This window comes from Methylotuvimicrobium alcaliphilum 20Z, from assembly GCF_000968535.2.
Taxonomy (GTDB): Bacteria; Pseudomonadota; Gammaproteobacteria; order Methylococcales; family Methylomonadaceae; genus Methylotuvimicrobium; species Methylotuvimicrobium alcaliphilum.
Map to the genome: position 1 here is coordinate 1,755,247 of NC_016112.1, position 17,132 is coordinate 1,772,378.

Annotated in this window: 16 protein-coding genes; 15 read left to right on the forward strand and 1 reads right to left on the reverse strand. The window is 51.8% G+C overall.

Translation table 11 applies throughout. The features are described from left to right. Positions 1-115: 115 nt before the first annotated feature. The 10 genes from MEALZ_RS07510 to MEALZ_RS07555 all read left to right on the forward strand — a co-directional run bounded on the left by MEALZ_RS07510 (position 116) and on the right by MEALZ_RS07555 (position 11,409). Complete coding sequence (locus MEALZ_RS07510; protein ID WP_014148021.1) at positions 116-1,069, forward strand: FecR family protein; 954 nt, start codon at positions 116-118, stop codon at positions 1,067-1,069. A gap of 281 nt (positions 1,070-1,350) precedes the next feature. Beyond that, complete coding sequence (locus MEALZ_RS07515; protein ID WP_014148022.1) at positions 1,351-1,626, forward strand: PepSY domain-containing protein; 276 nt, start codon at positions 1,351-1,353, stop codon at positions 1,624-1,626. A gap of 71 nt (positions 1,627-1,697) precedes the next feature. Beyond that, positions 1,698-3,074 carry an efflux transporter outer membrane subunit gene (locus MEALZ_RS07520; RefSeq protein ID WP_014148023.1) on the forward strand — a complete coding sequence of 459 codons (1,377 nt, stop codon included), beginning with the start codon at positions 1,698-1,700 and terminating at the stop codon, positions 3,072-3,074. Continuing rightward, positions 3,071-4,246 (forward strand): efflux RND transporter periplasmic adaptor subunit, encoded by a 1,176-nt coding sequence (locus MEALZ_RS07525; RefSeq protein ID WP_014148024.1) that lies wholly within the window; start codon positions 3,071-3,073, stop codon positions 4,244-4,246. Before MEALZ_RS07520 ends, MEALZ_RS07525 begins: the two co-directional genes overlap by 4 nt. A gap of 8 nt (positions 4,247-4,254) precedes the next feature. Beyond that, positions 4,255-7,413: an efflux RND transporter permease subunit gene (locus MEALZ_RS07530; RefSeq protein WP_408607048.1), complete on the forward strand. Its 3,159-nt coding sequence runs from the start codon at positions 4,255-4,257 to the stop codon at positions 7,411-7,413. A gap of 32 nt (positions 7,414-7,445) precedes the next feature. Next, positions 7,446-7,742: a hypothetical protein gene (locus tag MEALZ_RS07535; protein ID WP_014148026.1), complete on the forward strand. Its 297-nt coding sequence runs from the start codon at positions 7,446-7,448 to the stop codon at positions 7,740-7,742. Further along, positions 7,739-8,530, forward strand: a complete 792-nt coding sequence (locus tag MEALZ_RS07540; protein ID WP_014148027.1) for an energy transducer TonB — start codon at positions 7,739-7,741, stop codon at positions 8,528-8,530. The genes MEALZ_RS07535 and MEALZ_RS07540 overlap by 4 nt, the downstream gene beginning before the upstream one ends. A gap of 143 nt (positions 8,531-8,673) precedes the next feature. Then, positions 8,674-9,366 (forward strand): MotA/TolQ/ExbB proton channel family protein, encoded by a 693-nt coding sequence (locus MEALZ_RS07545; RefSeq protein WP_014148028.1) that lies wholly within the window; start codon positions 8,674-8,676, stop codon positions 9,364-9,366. 3 nt (positions 9,367-9,369) lie between these two features. After that, positions 9,370-9,780, forward strand: coding sequence for an ExbD/TolR family protein (locus tag MEALZ_RS07550; RefSeq protein ID WP_014148029.1), 411 nt, complete (start codon positions 9,370-9,372; stop codon positions 9,778-9,780). Between the two features lie 459 nt (positions 9,781-10,239). Further along, the gene (locus MEALZ_RS07555; protein WP_014148031.1) at positions 10,240-11,409 is read left to right on the forward strand and encodes an MFS transporter; all 1,170 of its coding nucleotides are present in this window, start codon (positions 10,240-10,242) and stop codon (positions 11,407-11,409) included. Between the two features lie 9 nt (positions 11,410-11,418). Here the strand turns inward: MEALZ_RS07555 and MEALZ_RS07560 are convergent, their stop codons facing one another. Next, positions 11,419-12,300 carry an HDOD domain-containing protein gene (locus tag MEALZ_RS07560; protein ID WP_014148032.1) on the reverse strand — a complete coding sequence of 294 codons (882 nt, stop codon included), beginning with the start codon at positions 12,298-12,300 and terminating at the stop codon, positions 11,419-11,421. 77 nt (positions 12,301-12,377) lie between these two features. Between MEALZ_RS07560 and prmB the strand changes: the two genes are divergently transcribed. The 5 genes from prmB to MEALZ_RS07585 all read left to right on the forward strand — a co-directional run bounded on the left by prmB (position 12,378) and on the right by MEALZ_RS07585 (position 16,854). After that, entirely contained in the window at positions 12,378-13,310 is a 933-nt protein-coding gene (gene prmB, locus MEALZ_RS07565) for a 50S ribosomal protein L3 N(5)-glutamine methyltransferase (protein ID WP_014148033.1), read from the forward strand. A 1-nt stretch (position 13,311) separates the two neighbouring features. Continuing rightward, on the forward strand, positions 13,312-14,400 hold the full coding sequence (gene aroC / locus MEALZ_RS07570; RefSeq protein WP_014148034.1) for a chorismate synthase: 1,089 nt from the start codon (positions 13,312-13,314) through the stop codon (positions 14,398-14,400). A gap of 8 nt (positions 14,401-14,408) precedes the next feature. Continuing rightward, on the forward strand, positions 14,409-15,569 hold the full coding sequence (locus MEALZ_RS07575; protein ID WP_014148035.1) for an MFS transporter: 1,161 nt from the start codon (positions 14,409-14,411) through the stop codon (positions 15,567-15,569). 236 nt (positions 15,570-15,805) lie between these two features. Further along, positions 15,806-16,420: a MotA/TolQ/ExbB proton channel family protein gene (locus tag MEALZ_RS07580; protein ID WP_014148036.1), complete on the forward strand. Its 615-nt coding sequence runs from the start codon at positions 15,806-15,808 to the stop codon at positions 16,418-16,420. Further along, positions 16,420-16,854: an ExbD/TolR family protein gene (locus tag MEALZ_RS07585; RefSeq protein ID WP_014148037.1), complete on the forward strand. Its 435-nt coding sequence runs from the start codon at positions 16,420-16,422 to the stop codon at positions 16,852-16,854. Before MEALZ_RS07580 ends, MEALZ_RS07585 begins: the two co-directional genes overlap by 1 nt. Positions 16,855-17,132: the final 278 nt, after the last annotated feature.

Consider the following 17,132-nt stretch of genomic DNA (forward strand, 5'->3'; position numbering starts at 1 on the left):
GGTACTCAGGCGTTCCCACGCGGAGCGTGGGAACGATAATTGTTGGGGGACTGATTAGTTACCGCTGAGTAGTTATTAAAATATCAATACTATATTAAAGATCGGGTGAACTATTGTGGGACCCAATAATAACGACAGCATAGATGAACAAGCCGTAACATGGTTTGTTCGATTGCGTGCCGATAATGTCAGCCGGCAAGAAAGAGCGTCATTTATTCAGTGGTTGGAGCAAGCCGCCGAACACCGCACAGCGTTCTATGAAATCTGCGTCATGTGGGGCGATGAAGCCTTTTTACAAAGCCTTACCGACAGCGCGAACAAACACGGTATTGTTCCGAAGCCCAAAAAAAAACGCCGCATTAAAACCGCAATCCCTTTGGCTTTAGCCGCCTGTTTCGTCCTTGCCGTTTCGCTTTCGGGGCAGCTTCATGTCCTGTTGAATGCGGATTACTCGGCAAGGCAGGGCGAGCTTAAAACAGTTCAACTGGAAGACGGTACGACCGTGATGCTCAACACTGACAGTGCGGTGGCAGTAAAAATGGAAGCCGGGCAACGCTTGGTAGAATTGCTGAAAGGCGAAGTCTATTTCGATGTAAAACCCGACCGCAGCCGCCCCTTTCTTGTAAAAGCGGACCGCTCGACGACTCGTGTGTTGGGCACGCGTTTCTTCGTCCATCGTAAAAGCGATAGCGATGAAATCAAGGTGCTTTCCGGGCGAGTTGAAGTTTCTGAAAGCAGGTATGGGAAAAAACCACTGATACTAAGCAATCAGGAGTCCGTGACCGTTTACGAGACAACCATGGGCCAATTGAAAAAACTGGATTCCAAGTTGACTACGTCTTGGATTAACGGCGTCTTGGTATATGAAAATGAGACGTTGGAAACCGTTATCGATCAGATCAATCGATACCGGTTCGGAGTGGTCTATTTCAGAGACGAAAGGTTACGCAATTTAAGAATCAATGGCCGCCTTAGAATCAAGGATTCCCGCGATATGTTAGATGTTTTGCAAAAAACGATGGATATTAAGATAACTTATCTGACCGATTGGGTGGTTATAGTCGGCTAGTTTGCATGCAAGTTTAATCGTCGCATGCGCCGCCGCCAGTGGGAGCGACGCCTTCGTCGCGAAAAATAAAGTCGCGCCGTTCCCGTATTCCGCTGCGCTGCATACGGGCTACGTGTGCAGCGTGTTACGTCAATTAACGGTATGTTTTGGCGACTGCCAATTGCTTAGCCAATTGTCGGCAGTTTTTCAAATTCTTCGCGGTAGTCGGGTATTTTTAAGACTTAATCGTCTTCTTATAAATATGTCTAAACCTTATTGACTGAGAAGACTTTGGAGTTCTTATGAAAATCCGCCCGTTTGGGGTGCTCGTCCATCGATATTCAGGTTTGGCGATGACCGTTTTTTTGGTTATTGTCGGTTTAACCGGGAGTTTTTTGGCTTTTTACAAGGAGCTAGATAGCACTATCAATCCGCAATTGTATGTTAAGGCCGATGTGCAATTATTGTGGATGAGTTCTGAAGCCGCACAAATCGGAAAATTGTTCGATTTGGATACGAATATATTATCGATACCATCGGTTACCTGTGTCTTGATTTGGTTGAAGAAGCGCCGTTAATGTCGGTGCCATATTTATCCATGAATTCGCCGAGAATAGCCAACCTTAGCTGTTCCGCAAGGTCCTGCCAAATGTCTTCGCGGCTGCTTGCCCAGTTATCGCTAACCATCTGTGTAGCGTTGGCGGGTTGCACTACAGCTCAAGAACGCGATGCTCAGGCATTGGATTTTCCGGTTGCCGAACAATGGCGTGAAGCCGATGCCATCGTCGAGCCGTTAGCCGCTTCCTGGGTGGAGACGTTTAACGACCCGCTATTGACTGCCATGGTACACGAAGGCCTAGTTAACAACTTTGATCTGAAAGCGGCCGTAGCTCGTATCGATGCGGCTCGAGAACAAGCCGTCATTGCCGGCTCGGAGCGTTTGCCTGAATTATTTTTTTCGCCCGGTTACCAAAGAAGCAAGAACGATAGCAACATCGGCGCTTCGGTATTCGGAGCGTTTAGCGCTCTATTCAATTTCAACTGGGAATTGGACGTTTGGGGCCGAATCAAAGCAGGGCAACAGGCGGCCGAGGAAGAGGCCTTGGCCGCCGCCGACGATTTTCGGGCGGCACAGTTATCGTTAGCGGCACGAATCGCTCAGGTTTATTTCGAATGGCTCGAAGCGCAATTACAAACGCAGGTTGCGGAACAGTCTGTCAAGGATAGAAGCATCATCGCCGGCCTGATACGCGGCCGCTTCAATAAAGGCTTAAGCCGCGGCCTCGATCTCAGGCTGGTATTGACCGATGTAGCCAATGCCGAAGCGCAACTGGCGCAAGCCCGTAACGATGTGCAGCGTCTTGGGCGCCAGTTGCAAGCGCTGCTGGCCCGCTATCCGGATGACAGTATACTCATGCGGCATCGAGCCTTGCCGCAACCGCCGATGGCTTTAACGGCGGGCCTTCCCTCCGAACTGTTGGCGCGCCGCCCCGATGTGATGGCGGCTTTCAAACGTTTACGCGCTGCCGACTCCCGACTGGAAAGCGCCGAGAAAGCGCTGCTGCCGCGAATTACGTTAACCGCTGCCGGCGGCACCGGCAGTCCGGCGCTAACCGAATTGGTCGACCCGCGTGCGGTGGCTTGGAACGTGGCGATCGGACTGGTTCAACCGTTGTTCACCGGCGGTCGCCTACAAGGCGAGATTCGGCTGAATGAAGCCCGGGTCAGCGATGTTTTCAATCAATACCAAAGCGTGGCACTCAATGCCTTTCGCGAGGTAGAGCAAGCGCTGGCTGCCGAATCCCGGCTGCGTGCGCAAGAAAAGGCCTTACGGGAAGCGGTCGACCAAACCGAAGCCAGCCGGAAACTGGCCGTGTATTCCTATCAGCAGGGGCTGATTGAAATTCTGACCTTGCTCGATAGCTATCGTAGTACGCTCAATGCGCAAAGCGCGCATCTACAAGTGCAAAGACAATTGCTAAACAACCGAATCACTCTGTACTTGGCATTAGGCGGTGCCGTTTGAACGAACAAAAATACTTGATGAAAGCACTATTACCGATAGTTGTGTTACTAGGTGCCGTGGGTGCGGCCTGGGCAATGATCGAATTACGTCCCGGCATGTTGCCGCAGGCCGATAAATCCACGCGGCCCATGGTGGAAATCGTCCGGGTTAAACCGCAAACCGTTAGGCTCAATGTGATGTCGCAAGGCGTTGTAACGCCGCGCGAGGAAATCGATTTAATCGCCGAAGTGAGCGGTAAAATAGTAGAGTTGCATCCTGCGTTGGTATCCGGCGGTTATTTCGAAGCGGGCGATTTATTAGTGATGATCGATCCGCGCGATTACGATTTCGCCATCGTGGCCGCCCAAGCTAACATCGCCGAGGCGAAACGGGTACTGATCAACGAAAAGGCATTAGCCGAGCAGGCCCAAAGCGAATGGCTGGCACTCGGGCAAGGCGAGGCGAGCGATCTTGCGTTGCGCAAACCTCAATTGGCCGAAGCCGAAGCAAAATTATCGGCTGCCGAAGCCGATTTGGCCAAGGCCAAGCTGAATCGGGGGCGCTGTGAACTCAGGGCGCCTTTTTCCGGACGCGTGTTGAGCAAACAAGCCGGCCGCGGACAGTACCTGTCGGCCGGTAGTGCGGTTGCCCGTATTTATGCCAATGATGTTGCCGAAATTCGCTTGCCTATCGGGATCGATCAACTGGCGCTTTTGGATTTGCCGCGGAATAATCGCAGCAAGCACCGTTGGCCTAACGTGACGCTACGCGCCGAAGTGGGCGGTCGACTGCAGCACTGGCAAGGCCGCATTGTTCGAAGCGAAGCGGCACTGGACGGCAGCAGCGGTCAATTGTTTTTGGTGGCGCAAGTCGACCGGCCGGAATGGGAGGGTCCGGGGCGTGCGCCTTTGTTGAGCGGCTTGTTCGTACAGGCCGAAATCGAAGGCGTCACACGGGAAAAAGTGTTTACGCTGCCGCCTGCGGCACTCAATTCTTTGCAGCAGGTGAAAGTGGTCAATGGAGAACGGCGCCTGGAATTTCGCAAGATTGAAGTATTGCGTCATGAAACCGATAGGGTGATCGTCAGGGCCGGTCTCCACGCGGGCGAAAGTGTGGTGATTTCCGAAATGCCGATGCCGGTCGCGGGGATGCAAGTTGTGATTACGAATACGCAAGCGGTTGAAAATCCATGAGTCGGCCGATGGATCAAGTAAAACTTGACGGTTTATTCGCCTGGTTTGCCGATAACCCGGTCGCCGCCAATCTGTTGATGCTGGTGATTCTCGCCGGAGGCGCATTCGGCATGATCGATGTCGACAAAGAGGTGTTTCCTCGCTTCAGTCCGCATCAGATCGAGGTGACGGCTATTTTTCCCGGCGCGGGTCCGGCGGAAGTCGAACAGTCCGTCTGTATCCCGATTGAAGAGGCGGTGCACGATTTATCGGGCATCAAACATCTGCACGGCGAAATCCGCGGCGATACTTGTACCATAGGGGTTGAGATACTGCCGAACCGCGACCGTGAACAAATGATGGCGCTGTTGCGTAGCCGAATTCAGTCGATTCGGCGACTGCCGAAGCAACTGGAGAACATCGACGTCTTGCCGTCCGACCGCAAAGACGATGACGGCGTGATTTGGGTGGCCCTGCATGGCGAAACCGATGCGTTCAGCCTGCAACGATTCGGCGACCGGATTCAACAGCAACTGGCTACCATTCCCGGCGTCAGCCGCGTGCGCAATTACGGCGAAATCGGCTACGAAATCAGCGTTGAGGTCGCGCCGGAGCAACTGCGCAAATATCGGCTGACTTTGGATGACGTTGCCGGGGCCATTCGTCAAGCATCGGTCGAACTGCCGGGCGGCTTGGTCAAAAACCCGGACGGCGAATTGTTGTTACGCGTTGACAGTCGCGCAAAAGATGCCGACGCGGTCGGCAGTTTGATCATTAAAACTTTACCCGACGGCAACCGTTTGCGGTTGGATCAAATCGCTACGATCAAGGACGGTTTGGAAGAGCGCTTATACACTTGGCGGCATAACGGTCAAACGGCTCAAGGCTGGGAAATCCACACCGAACAGGATAGCGTCGCGGTGGCGCGGCAGGTGAAATCGACGATTGAAGCCATGCGCGCTAATTTACCGGAAGGCTTGCGTTTGATTACTTGGTGGGACGATTCGCAAGCCTATGACGAGCGGATTGGAGCGTTGTTGGAAAACGGCCTAATCGGATTTTTATTGGTTTGTTCGGTATTGACGCTGTTCTTACGATTGCGCGTAGCCTTATGGGCAGGTGCGGGTATTTTTACTTCGATACTCGGCGCCTTTTGGCTGATGCCGATGCTGGATATTTCCTTGAATATGCTATCTCTGTTCGGTTTTTTGCTGGCAATGGGCGTCCTGGTGGACGACGCCATTATCATCGGTGAAAGCGTTCATAGCCGGCAAATGGAGGGGCGTGAGACGCCCCTACAAGCTGCGGTCAATGGCGTAAAGGCCGTTGCTTTGCCCGTCACGTTATCGGTCTTGATTGTGCTGGCGGCTTTTCTGCCCGGCTTATATCTTCCGGGCTGGGCCGGACAGATGATGCGGCCTATTTGCCTGATCATGATTTTGACCTTGGTCTTTTCCCTGATCGAGGCATTATTGATATTACCCTCGCATTTGGTTGCCGCTGTCGAATCGAACGCCAATCCGACCCGTTTGCAGAAGTTACGTACCAAGCTTAATCAAGGCATGGACCGTTTCGTCGACCGGGTTTACCGGCCGTTATTGAAAATTGCCTTGAGTTGGCGCTATTTGACGGTAGCCTTATTCGCAGCCTTGTTGATCTTATGTTCCGGCCTGGTCGCAAGCGATCGCGTCCGGCAATCGATCAATCCCGATGTGACCAAGGACAGTTTCTGGGTATCGATACAATTACCGCAAAGCGCGCCCTACAGCGAAGCCCAAGCGCTGGCTACCCGCGTTGAAAATGCTTTGTTTGCATTGCGCGATGAACTGGATGGCGTTGCTGAGGCCGGCCGGGATGCAAACAACAGGGATAACGTAACGCAGATGTATGAACGGAGCGTTATCGTCGGCATTGAAACGATTATTTGGGAGCATGGCGCCGGTATCTGGCTGGAGCTCTCTTCGGAAGGCCGGCAACGAATCAAGGTTGAAAACTTTATCCGGGATTGGCGGCAACGGATCGGCGACATCGGCCGAGGTAAAGTGGACTTTATTTTTAAGGAAGGTGACGAGCCTTATGACATCGAGTTGATGCTCGGTTCCGATCAGCCGAATATTTTGGCTCCGGCTGTCGAACAACTCAAGCAGCAAATCAAGGCTTTTCCGGGCGTATACGATGTCATCGACTCGGCCGAACCCGGCAAACCGGAAATTCATTTGACGCTGAAACCGGATGCGGAACGGCTGGGATTGAGTTTGGAGCAATTGGCCGAACAAGTCCGTCAAGGCTATTACGGCGCAGAGGTATATCGATTTATGCGCGGTCGTAAGGAAGTCAAGGTGATGGTGCGTTATCCGTTGCATGAACGGCGATCGTTGGATCAATTGAAAGCCCAGCCGATCCGCTTGCCGAACGAAACGAGTGCACCGTTGACCAATTTAGCAGAAGTCGATTTGATTCAAGGTTACTCTCGTATCCACCGGGAAGACCGGCAGCGCGTATTGAAGGTACAAGCACGCGTCGATCCGACGCTGACCGATGCCAATGAACTCTATGTCCTGCTCGAAAAGGATGTCTTTCAAACCTTGGAAAATCAATTTCCCGGATTGAATATCCAAACCGGTCAACAGCGTCAGGAACAAAAAGCGTTGCTGGCTGCTTTTAGCAAAAACACACTGATTGCGCTGTTGGTGATTTATGCGCTGATCGCAGTGCCGTTTCGTTCCTATAGCAAACCTATCATTTTTTTGTTGGCCGCCCCTGTGGCTTGGTGCGGTGCGGTGCTGGCGCATTGGGCCGTCGGTTTGCCGTTATCGATGGAATCCTTGGTCGGCATGATCGCCGCCAGCGGGATCGTGATTAATGACAGCTTGGTATTGCTGTATTGCATACGCCAATCCGGCGACGACCGAGACCCGCCTGTGGAAGCGCTAATCATTGAAGCGTGCGCCTCACGCTTTCGCCCTATTTTATTGGCATTTTTGACCACTTTTGCCGGCTTTTTACCGACGCTGCTGGAAACCAGTGCGCAGGCGCAATTTCTGATTCCGATGACCTTGTCGCTGTCCGCGGGCTTACTGGTCGGTATGTTGGCCAGCCTGATTCTGACGCCGGTCTGTTATACCATTTTGGATCGTCGCAGATCGCCGGTCGTCCCCGATGCTCATGCCACTCTGTCGTTTGACTGAATTGATAAACACAAATATGAGGAGCCAGTTTCATGCATAGCCAATCCGATACAGAACAATCCAAAACCGAACCTGTTCAATACACGGGCACTTCTTTACCGTCGGTGCGCTATTTTCAAGTTCATTTTGAGTTTCTGCATGAGCAGTTTCAGCAGACTTTGGAAATGCTGGAATCTTTGCAAACGCGAATGCAGCAGCTTGAGCAGCAAATGGCGAAAGATAAAGCAAAGCAGGAGAGCTTTGCAATCTCATTGCAAAGCCTGGCCGGTCATCAGGATTCGTTATCGCGAGCGCCACGGATATCGGAAAAAAGGGTTGGACGGCGATGAGCGGAAAACTATTCAATTGGTATAGGTTAGAGCGAGGAAGCCGGCATAGCTTTTTGGCGGATTCCGCAATGAATGGCCGGGACGATTTTTCACCCAAGCTCATACAAATCCCGGCAACCTCCCGCTGCCGGCCTATCTCTGTGGCGCTGGCTACGCTAGTCGTAACGCTGCTGCACGGATTCCTGTTGTTTTGGTATGTCACTAAACCCGCGCCTGTGCCGTTTTCCGCGGCAGCGCCGTTGCCGATGATCTCGATGGAATTATCGGCGCCGCCGGCACCTGTTGCGAATCAAGCATTGACGCCACCTAAACCGGAAATCCCGAAGAAAGTTGCCAAACCCAAACCTGACAAACCGAAGGTAAAACCTAAACCCAAGTTACGTCCCGCTGAAACGGCGGTGAAACAAGTTGAGGTCCAAAAAGAAGAACAGGAAAGTGCGCCGTCCGCCGCCGCGGCACTTCAAAGCCAACAACACGACGCCATGGCCGCGCCAAGGAATGACATCTTTGTCCCTGCCGACAGTAATGCCGCTTATCTGAATAACCCCAAACCGGTTTATCCCATGTATGCCCGGCGCCGGGGTTGGGAAGGCACCGTCGTGCTGCGCGTTCATGTCGGTGCCGATGGCCATACGCAACGGGTGACTATTCAACGTTCCAGCGGCCATGACGTACTCGACGAATCGGCGATGGATGCCGTCAAGGAATGGCGGTTTGTACCGGCTAAACGCGGAGAAATAGCCGAGGCCAGTTGGGTCAAAATACCTATCGTATTTCATTTGAAATAGCCTCCCTGTAATGACGGGTGGCCTACCTTGCCCGGATTACACGGATGTCGGCATGACCGGATCATGATGATTCGGCAGGATTACAAGGAGCTGCAAGAAATAATTATGATTGTCAAAAACTAAAAACTATTCAGGAGAAAATTATGAACTTTTCCGAAACTGCCATCGTTGACGGCACGCTATACACGCTGGGCTTTTTTTCATTGCTGACTTGGAGCGTGATCTTGCTGAAAGCCGGAGAAATCGCCTGGCATCGCTACCGCAATCGACAATTGATTAAAAGCCTGACAGGCGATGTGTCGCTGAAATCGGTTTCTTCCCTGGCGAAGCAACAGCGCAAGCCGTTGGCTATTCAAGCCGGGAGGGTATTGACGGTCGGCCATCAAACCTACGTACGGGCTCAGAGCCAACCCAGCTATCAGAAAACCGACCATGCCGCCTGGCATGAGCTAATCGAACGTACTTTGAGACAACAGTTGCAAAAGGAAAAGGCCTTGCTGGACTCAGGACTGGGCTGGCTGGCCAGTATCGGAAGTACTTCGCCGTTTATCGGTCTGTTCGGTACGGTATGGGGCATCATGCACGCTTTAAAAGACATCGGAACTCAAGGTTCGGCCAGTCTTGAGGTCGTCGCAGGGCCGATCGGCGAAGCCTTGATCGCTACTGCCTTGGGAATAGCCGTGGCCATTCCGGCAGTGATTGGCTACAACTTTTTTCTGCGCCGGAACCGCCAACTGCTGGCCGGTTTGGAACATATCGCCACCGACTTCATGCGCAGTTGTATCGAAACCGATTTAGTTGCCACCCAATCCCAACGCCAAACTCAGGAGATCTAAGCCATGGCTATGCAATTTCCCAGAGAAGAAGATGGCGGAGAAATGAGTGATATCAATGTCACGCCATTGGTGGATGTGATGCTGGTGCTGCTGGTGGTGTTCATCGTCACCGCGCCGTTATTAACCCAAGTCGTCAAAGTCAAACTACCCAAAACCGAACAGACCGAACCAACGCCTGATAAACATGTCGCCATATTGGCAGTCACCGCCGGCGGCGAAGCGCAACTGGACGACAAAACCATCCCGCTACCGAATTTGGAAGGCGAACTGAAAGCCTTGCAAGAACGTGATCCGGAAATCAGCATTCAGCTGCAAGCCGATCGGGCCGCGTTGTTCGAGTCGGTTGCCAAGGTGATGGCCAGCGCGCAACGCTCCGGTATCGATAAGTTGTCGTTTGTTACGGTAGCGCAATAGATCAGGCACTATACCCTTCTTATTGAGATAATCGTTCAACCTAATAAGAGCAATTGGCATATGTTGGAGTCCGTTCGTGCTGAGCCCTTCGGCTGCGCTCAGGAGAGCCCTGTCGAAGCATAAAGGGGCTACAACACATACTCATTAAGCTAAAAACGGTCAACCCACATCCGCTTTTCCCCAAGTTGCTATTAAAACATGTAGCCCGTATGCAGCGTAGCGGAATACGGGATTGGCGTGACTCCGAACTTCCCGGATTACGCTACGCTCCATTCGGGCTACGCTGTTTAGGGCCGCCGTGAACCCGTTCATGGGGTCTTGACGGACGATCGAACGCGGAGCATCCTGGGAACCGCTTGGATTTGGAATACTTTCGCGGCCTCAGGATCGTGGGAACCCGAAATAGTCTTCAATCCGCATAACGAGAAAATGAGCCATGCGTTCTACGGGAGGGGCGTGATGAAGGTCGATAGAATACCCATACCCAAAACAATCTGGACGCTTGGATTCGTCAGCTTGTTTATGGATTTATCGTCGGAATTGATACATAGTCTGTTACCGATTTTTTTAGTCACGACGCTCGGCGCCTCGGCATTGACGGTCGGTTTGATCGAAGGCGTGGCCGAGGCGGCGGCCTTGATGGTCAGAGTATTTTCCGGAACGATCAGCGATTTTTTCGGCAAGCGTAAATTCCTCATTTTTATCGGCTACGGCATGGCTGCCTTGTCGAAGCCTTTGTTTCCGATGGCCGGTAACGTCGAAACGGTGTTTACCGCGCGTTTTCTCGATAGGATAGGCAAGGGCATACGCGGCGCGCCGCGTGATGCCTTGATCGCCGATGTGTCTCCGCCGGAAATTCGCGGCGCGTGCTTCGGCTTGAGACAATCGATGGATACGGTCGGCGCTTTTTTAGGGCCGTTGCTGGCGGTGTTGTTATTGTTTCTTTATCAGGGCGATATCGAGCTGGTGTTGTGGGTTGCGGTCGTTCCGGCTTTGTTCGCCGTGCTGTTGATTGTTGCCGGAATCGAAGAGCCGAAGGCACGGTCAAGTCACAAACCGGCGCGCTCGCCGTTGAGTTTCACGATATTGAAGGAATTTTCCGGGCGCTATCGCTGGGTTGTCGCATTGGGGGCCTTGTTTACGATGGCTCGGTTCAGCGAGGCTTTTTTGGTGCTGCGCGCCGCGCAAATCGGCTTGGCGGTGACCTGGATACCGTTGGCGATGGTGTTGATGAGTTTGGCTTATGCCTTGTCGGCTTATCCTGCAGGGCTTTGGTCCGACCGGGTCGAGAAAAGAGGCTTGCTGGCCTTGGGGATGGCGTTTCTGGTTCTGGCCGATTTGATTCTGGCAACAGCCGAGACCTTGCCGATGTTGTTTGCGGGTTTGGCCTTGTGGGGGTTGCACATGGGTTTCAGTCAAGGCATTTTGGCCGCGATGGTCGCCGACACCACACCGACTCACTGGAAAGGCACGGCCTACGGTTTTTTTAATTTTGTCAGCGGTGTCTTCATGCTGTTGGCCAGCGTGTTAGCCGGTTGGTTGTGGGACCGTTACGGCGCCGAATTTACCTTCTATTGCGGAGCGCTGTTTGCTTCGTTAACGTTGTTGATGTTGATGAAGCGCTATTAATTCGGAGCATCAATGCAGCATCAGCCGGATTTGTTCGATTTCTTCCTTGGCCATGTCCAAGATTCCGATGCTGGCATCGATCGTTAGTCCTCCCGAAGCCAGTTTTCTAAAAGCGGGTAGTTGATCTATTTTGGGCATTTTTTTGATGTCGATCTTGCCGATGAAACTATGAAGTTGCGAGATCATCACGATATCGGCGTAATCCGGTGGTCCGTCATTGTCGCGATACCAGTTCTCGGCGTTGATAATGACATCTTCGAAGTCTTGCGGAAAATCCCATTTACGCAGAATTTGCAGGCCGATATCGACACGCAGTTTTCGTACCGTTTCGACCAGGTCTTTCGGATTGTCGATAATTTCCGGGCGTTTGTCGGCATGGGTCAATATCGGGACGACGCCGATGTCGTGAATGAGGCCGGCCAGCATCGCCTTGTCCGGGTCGAAGCCGGGGATTTTGTGGGCCAATACCGCGCTGATAGCGGCAACATAGCTGCTGTGCGCCCAGAGATCGGTCATTTTTTTTCGAATCGCCGGCGTTTTGGCTTGAAAGACCGCTTTCATCGCGAATGAGGTGATAATGTCCTGAGCCGCTTTTAATCCGATGCGGGTCAGAGCTTCCGGGCAGCTTTCAATTTTTCTTCTGCCTCGATAAAGCGGGCTGTTCGCAATTCTGATCAAACGGGCGGTAATCGCCGGGTCGATCTGAACGACTCTAGCGATTTTGGCATTGTTAGCCGTCTGGTCGTTGATCGCTCGTCGAATTTTGAAGGCGACATCGGGTATCGTCGGTAGTTGCAGTTTATCCTTCTGCATCGACTTATAACAATCGAGGTACAGTTGATTTTTGGCAAGGCTCGAAGCAATGGCGGTAGTATCCGGTGATGTGCTCATGTTCTGTTTAATATTCGGGCAAGCCAAAAGAGTTTAGTTTAAAATTACCCGTTGAGTCGAGATTTCCGTTATTAACCATGTCAGACAATTTTTCCGATATATCCGCCACATTAACGACCATTCGCGATTATATTCGTTACGGCGCCAGTCGGTTTCGTGATGCCGGCGTGTTTTTCGGGCACGGCACCGTGTCGGCGATCGATGAAGCCGCGGCTATCGTTTTGCATACCTTGCATCAGCCCTACGATCTATCGCCTGTTTATTTAGACAGTACCTTGACGATGTCGGAGCGCGAGTCGATTCTTGCGATGTTCGAGAGGCGGATCAATGAACGTAAGCCATCGGCCTATTTGACCCATGAAGCGATTTTTGCCGGTTTATCGTTTTTTGTCGATGAGCGCGTATTGATACCGCGCTCGCCGATCGCCGAGCTGATCGAGGATCAATTCAACCCTTGGGTCGATCCCGATTCGGTTAACCGAATTCTGGATTTGTGTACCGGCAGCGGCTGCATCGCGATCGCCTGCGCCTATGCTTTTCCTGACGTTCCAGTCGATGCGGTCGACTTGTCCGAAGATGCGTTGGCCGTGGCCGCGATCAATGTCGAAAAACATGACAGGGTCGAGCAAGTCACGCTGTTTCAATCCGATTTGTTTTCGCAATTGCCTCACGAACGTTACGACATCATTGTCAGTAACCCTCCCTACGTGGCCGTCGAAGAATGGCAAAATCTGCCTCCCGAATATCATGCCGAACCGGCGATGGGCTTCAAGGGCGGCGAGTCGGGTCTCGATATCGTGCTGCAAATTTTGGCGAACGCCAAAGATTATTTGTCGAAACACGGCGTTTTGATCGTCGAAGTCGGCAGCAGCGCCGAAACGCTGCAAAACCGGTTTCCCGAAATCCCTTTTTATTGGTTGGACTTTCAGCGAGGAGGCGACGGCGTATTTTTGTTGACCGCCGAACAAGTCGATCAATTTCATTCTTTATTCATAGACGCATTAAATTAATATGTCCGGAAATACGATAGGTAAGTTGTTCACCGTGACTTCGTTCGGCGAAAGTCACGGACCCGCATTAGGTTGTATCGTCGATGGTTGCCCTCCCGGCATGGCGTTGTCGGAAGACGATATTCAAATCGACCTCGACCGACGCAAGCCGGGTACCTCGAGACACACCACCCAGCGCCGCGAAGCCGATCAGGTCAGGATTCTATCCGGGGTTTTCGAAGGCAAGACCACCGGTACGCCGATCGGTTTGCTGATCGAAAATACCGATCAGCGCTCGAAAGATTATTCGAAAATCGCCGAAAGCTTCAGGCCCGGCCATGCCGATTACAGCTATCAGCATAAATACGGTTTTCGCGATTATCGCGGCGGCGGGCGTTCATCGGCCCGCGAGACGGCGATGCGCGTGGCTGCCGGGGCAATCGCGAAAAAGTATTTAAAGGCATCGGCCGGTATTGAAATTCGCGGGTTTCTGTCGCAATTAGGCCCGATTAAGATCGAAAAATTCGAATGGTCCGTCGTCGAAACGAATCCTTTTTTCTGTCCCGATGTCGATAAAGTCGCGGAGATGGAGCAATACATGGATGCTTTGCGTAAGGAAGGCGAATCGATCGGCGCCAGAATCGAAGTGATCGCGTCGAATGTGCCGCCCGGTTTAGGCGAGCCGATTTTCGACCGGCTCGATGCCGAGCTGGCTTATGCCTTGATGAGCATCAACGCGGTTAAGGGTGTCGAAATCGGTGACGGTTTCGCCTGTATCGATACTAAGGGTACCGCCTTTCGCGATGAAATCACGCCGGAAGGTTTCTTGAGCAATCATGCCGGAGGGGTTCTAGGCGGCATCAGCACCGGGCAAAACATTCGGGCCAGCATCGCGCTTAAGCCGACGTCGAGCTTGAGATTGTCCGGCAGAAGCATCAATGTCAGGGGCGAGCCGATTGATGTAGTCACACAAGGCCGTCACGACCCCTGCGTCGGCATCCGCGCGACGCCGATCGCCGAAGCGATGACCGCACTCGTGCTAATGGACCATCTCTTACGGCACCGTGCCCAAAATTTCGAGGTCGATTCCGGCTTGCCGACTCTGAGATAAGCCGCGGTATGTCCGTACCTTATTGGCGACTGTCGGGATTCTACTTTTGTTATTTTGCTACGCTAGGAGGTTTTTTACCCTACTGGAGCCTATATTTGGAAAGCGTCGATTTCAATGCGATTGAAATCGGCGAGCTTTCGGCATTATTGGTCGGTACGAAAATCATAGCGCCGAATATTTGGGGCTGGATTGCCGATCGAAGCGGGCGAAGTTTACGGATTATCCGCATAGCATGTTTTTTTGCGGTTATTTTATTCAGCGGTTTTTTGTTCGTTGAAGGTTATTTCGCATTTGCCTTATTGACGGTGGCGTTTAGTTTTTTCTGGAATGCCGCGCTGCCGCAATTCGAAGCGGCAACTTTGTTTCATTTAAAGCAAGAACCGCAGCGCTACAGCCAAATTCGGCTATGGGGGTCGATCGGTTTTATCGTTACCGTTACCGGTATCGGCGGCTTGCTCGACTGGCAAGGTTTGGCCTTCATGCCGGAAATTATTACCGGGCTTTTGGGATCGATTTGGCTTATGGCGTTATTGACGCCCGAAGCTTATGCATCCCAGCAAGGCATTGACGGTATCGCCATCGGCGGAATTTTAAAAAAGCCTGAAGTCTGGGCGTTTTTTTTCGTTTATATGCTTTTGCAAGTCGCGCATGGCCCCTATTATGTGTTTTATTCGATTTTTTTGAATCAGCACGATTATTCGGGAACAACGACCGGTATGTTGTGGTCGTTGGGAGTTTTTGCCGAAATCGTGTTGTTTGTATTGATGCGTAGGGTATTGGTAAAGTACTCGCTAAGACATATTTTATTGGTCAGTATCTTATTGAGTATCGTTCGTTGGCTGTTAATTGGTTGGTGTGCGGATAATCTTGCTTTACTGGTATTCGCGCAAGTGCTTCATGCCGCGACTTTCGGAGCAACGCATGTGACGGCGATTCATCTGGTCGATTATTATTTCGGCCATCGACACCAAGGCAAGGGGCAGGCGCTTTATAGCAGCGTCAGTTTCGGCCTAGGCGGAGTGCTTGGTAGCCTGTACAGCGGTTATTTTTGGGATTCGCAAGGCGCCCGGTTCGTGTATAGCATTGCAGCGGTTTGTTGCTGTTTGGCGTTATTGATTGCCTATGTTTGGGTGGGCCGTGATAACGCCAAGCAAGCGGGATTCGTTTAAATTAGTTAGGCTACTCACTTAACGCGGGACAGTTTAAGGTTAATCCGTTCGTGGTGAGCCTGTCGAACCATGGGCGGATTAACCATCCACCCTTCGACAGGCTCAGGGCGAACGGTTAATCCTTAGTGCTTTTGTCCCGCTTTAAGTGGGAAGCCGGGTTATCGAAAGCGTCATTCCGGCTGATTTGGCTGAAACGGTATATTTTGTCTTAAGTTTTATAAACATAGGTAAAAATAGTGTTCGATTTGATTAAAAGCGGCGGCTGGTTAATGCTGCCGATTATTTTATGCTCCATCGGTGCGATGGCGATCATTGGCGAGCGTTTTTGGACGCTACGCAAAAGTAAAATTTTGCCGCCCGATCTCGTTCCTCAGATCTGGAAATTGTCCCGCGAGGGCAAGCTCGATGCTTCGGCGTTGCGCAGCCTTAAAATGAGTTCGCCGTTGGGCGCGGTTTTAGCCGCAGGGCTTGCCAATAGCCGCCACGGCCGGGACATCATGCGCACTAGCATCGAAGAGGTGGGACGTCAAATCGTTCATGAATTGGAAAAATTTCTGAATACTTTGGGTACGATTGCCTCGATCACGCCATTGTTGGGTCTTTTGGGAACCGTGGTCGGGATGATCAAGGTATTTACGGCTATCATGATGCATGGCGTCGGCGATCCTACGATATTGGCCGGAGGTATTTCCGAGGCATTGATTACGACCGCTGCCGGCTTGAGCGTTGCGATTCCGAGCCTGATTTTTCACCGCTATTTCGAGCGCTTGGTCGATGAATATGTTTTGAATATGGAAGAGGAAGCGTTACGCTTGATCGATGTGTTGCACGGAGAGCGTGAGGAAGCCTGATGGATTTTCATCGTAAAAAAAGAGAAAAGCTCGAAATCAGCATTACGCCGATGATCGACGTGGTCTTTTTATTGTTGATTTTCTTCATGGTAACGACAACCTTCAATCGGGAAACCGTATTAAACATAGATTTACCTGAAGCCGAAGGCAGCGAACCCGAAAGAAAACTGAGGCAGATCGAGTTGAGCATCGATTCGGACGGCGTCTATTATTTGACCGGCGAAGACGGTTTGCCTCGTCAATTGGTTAATCAAGAAAAAGAAACGCTCAAACAAGAGCTGCTCAAATTGGCCGGTTCGTCGCGATCGATCCCTTTCGTCATCAATGCGGACGGTAAAACGCCGCATAAATCGGTCGTAATGGCTTTGGATATTGCCGGGCAAATCGGTTTTAAACATATTACCTTTGCGGCAATAAAACCCAATGGCGGATAAATGAACGACTTACACTTAGGAATATGCACAAAATAACTTCTACAAGTAGTAGGCTTTGCGGCGGTTCGGTAACTCGCTTGACAGGACGCCGTGAATACGTCCATGTAGGCTTGACGGCAGCTATCCCTGCCGCCGACACCTGTCAATCGAGCCACCGAACCCCCTTCCAACAGTTGTCTAAGTTATTTCATGCTCGTTCCTTAGAGCGGCCACATTTTCGGTTTTCTAACGCGCTCTTTTGTCCGGTAGCTACGTTGCGAAAACAGTTACATAGCTTG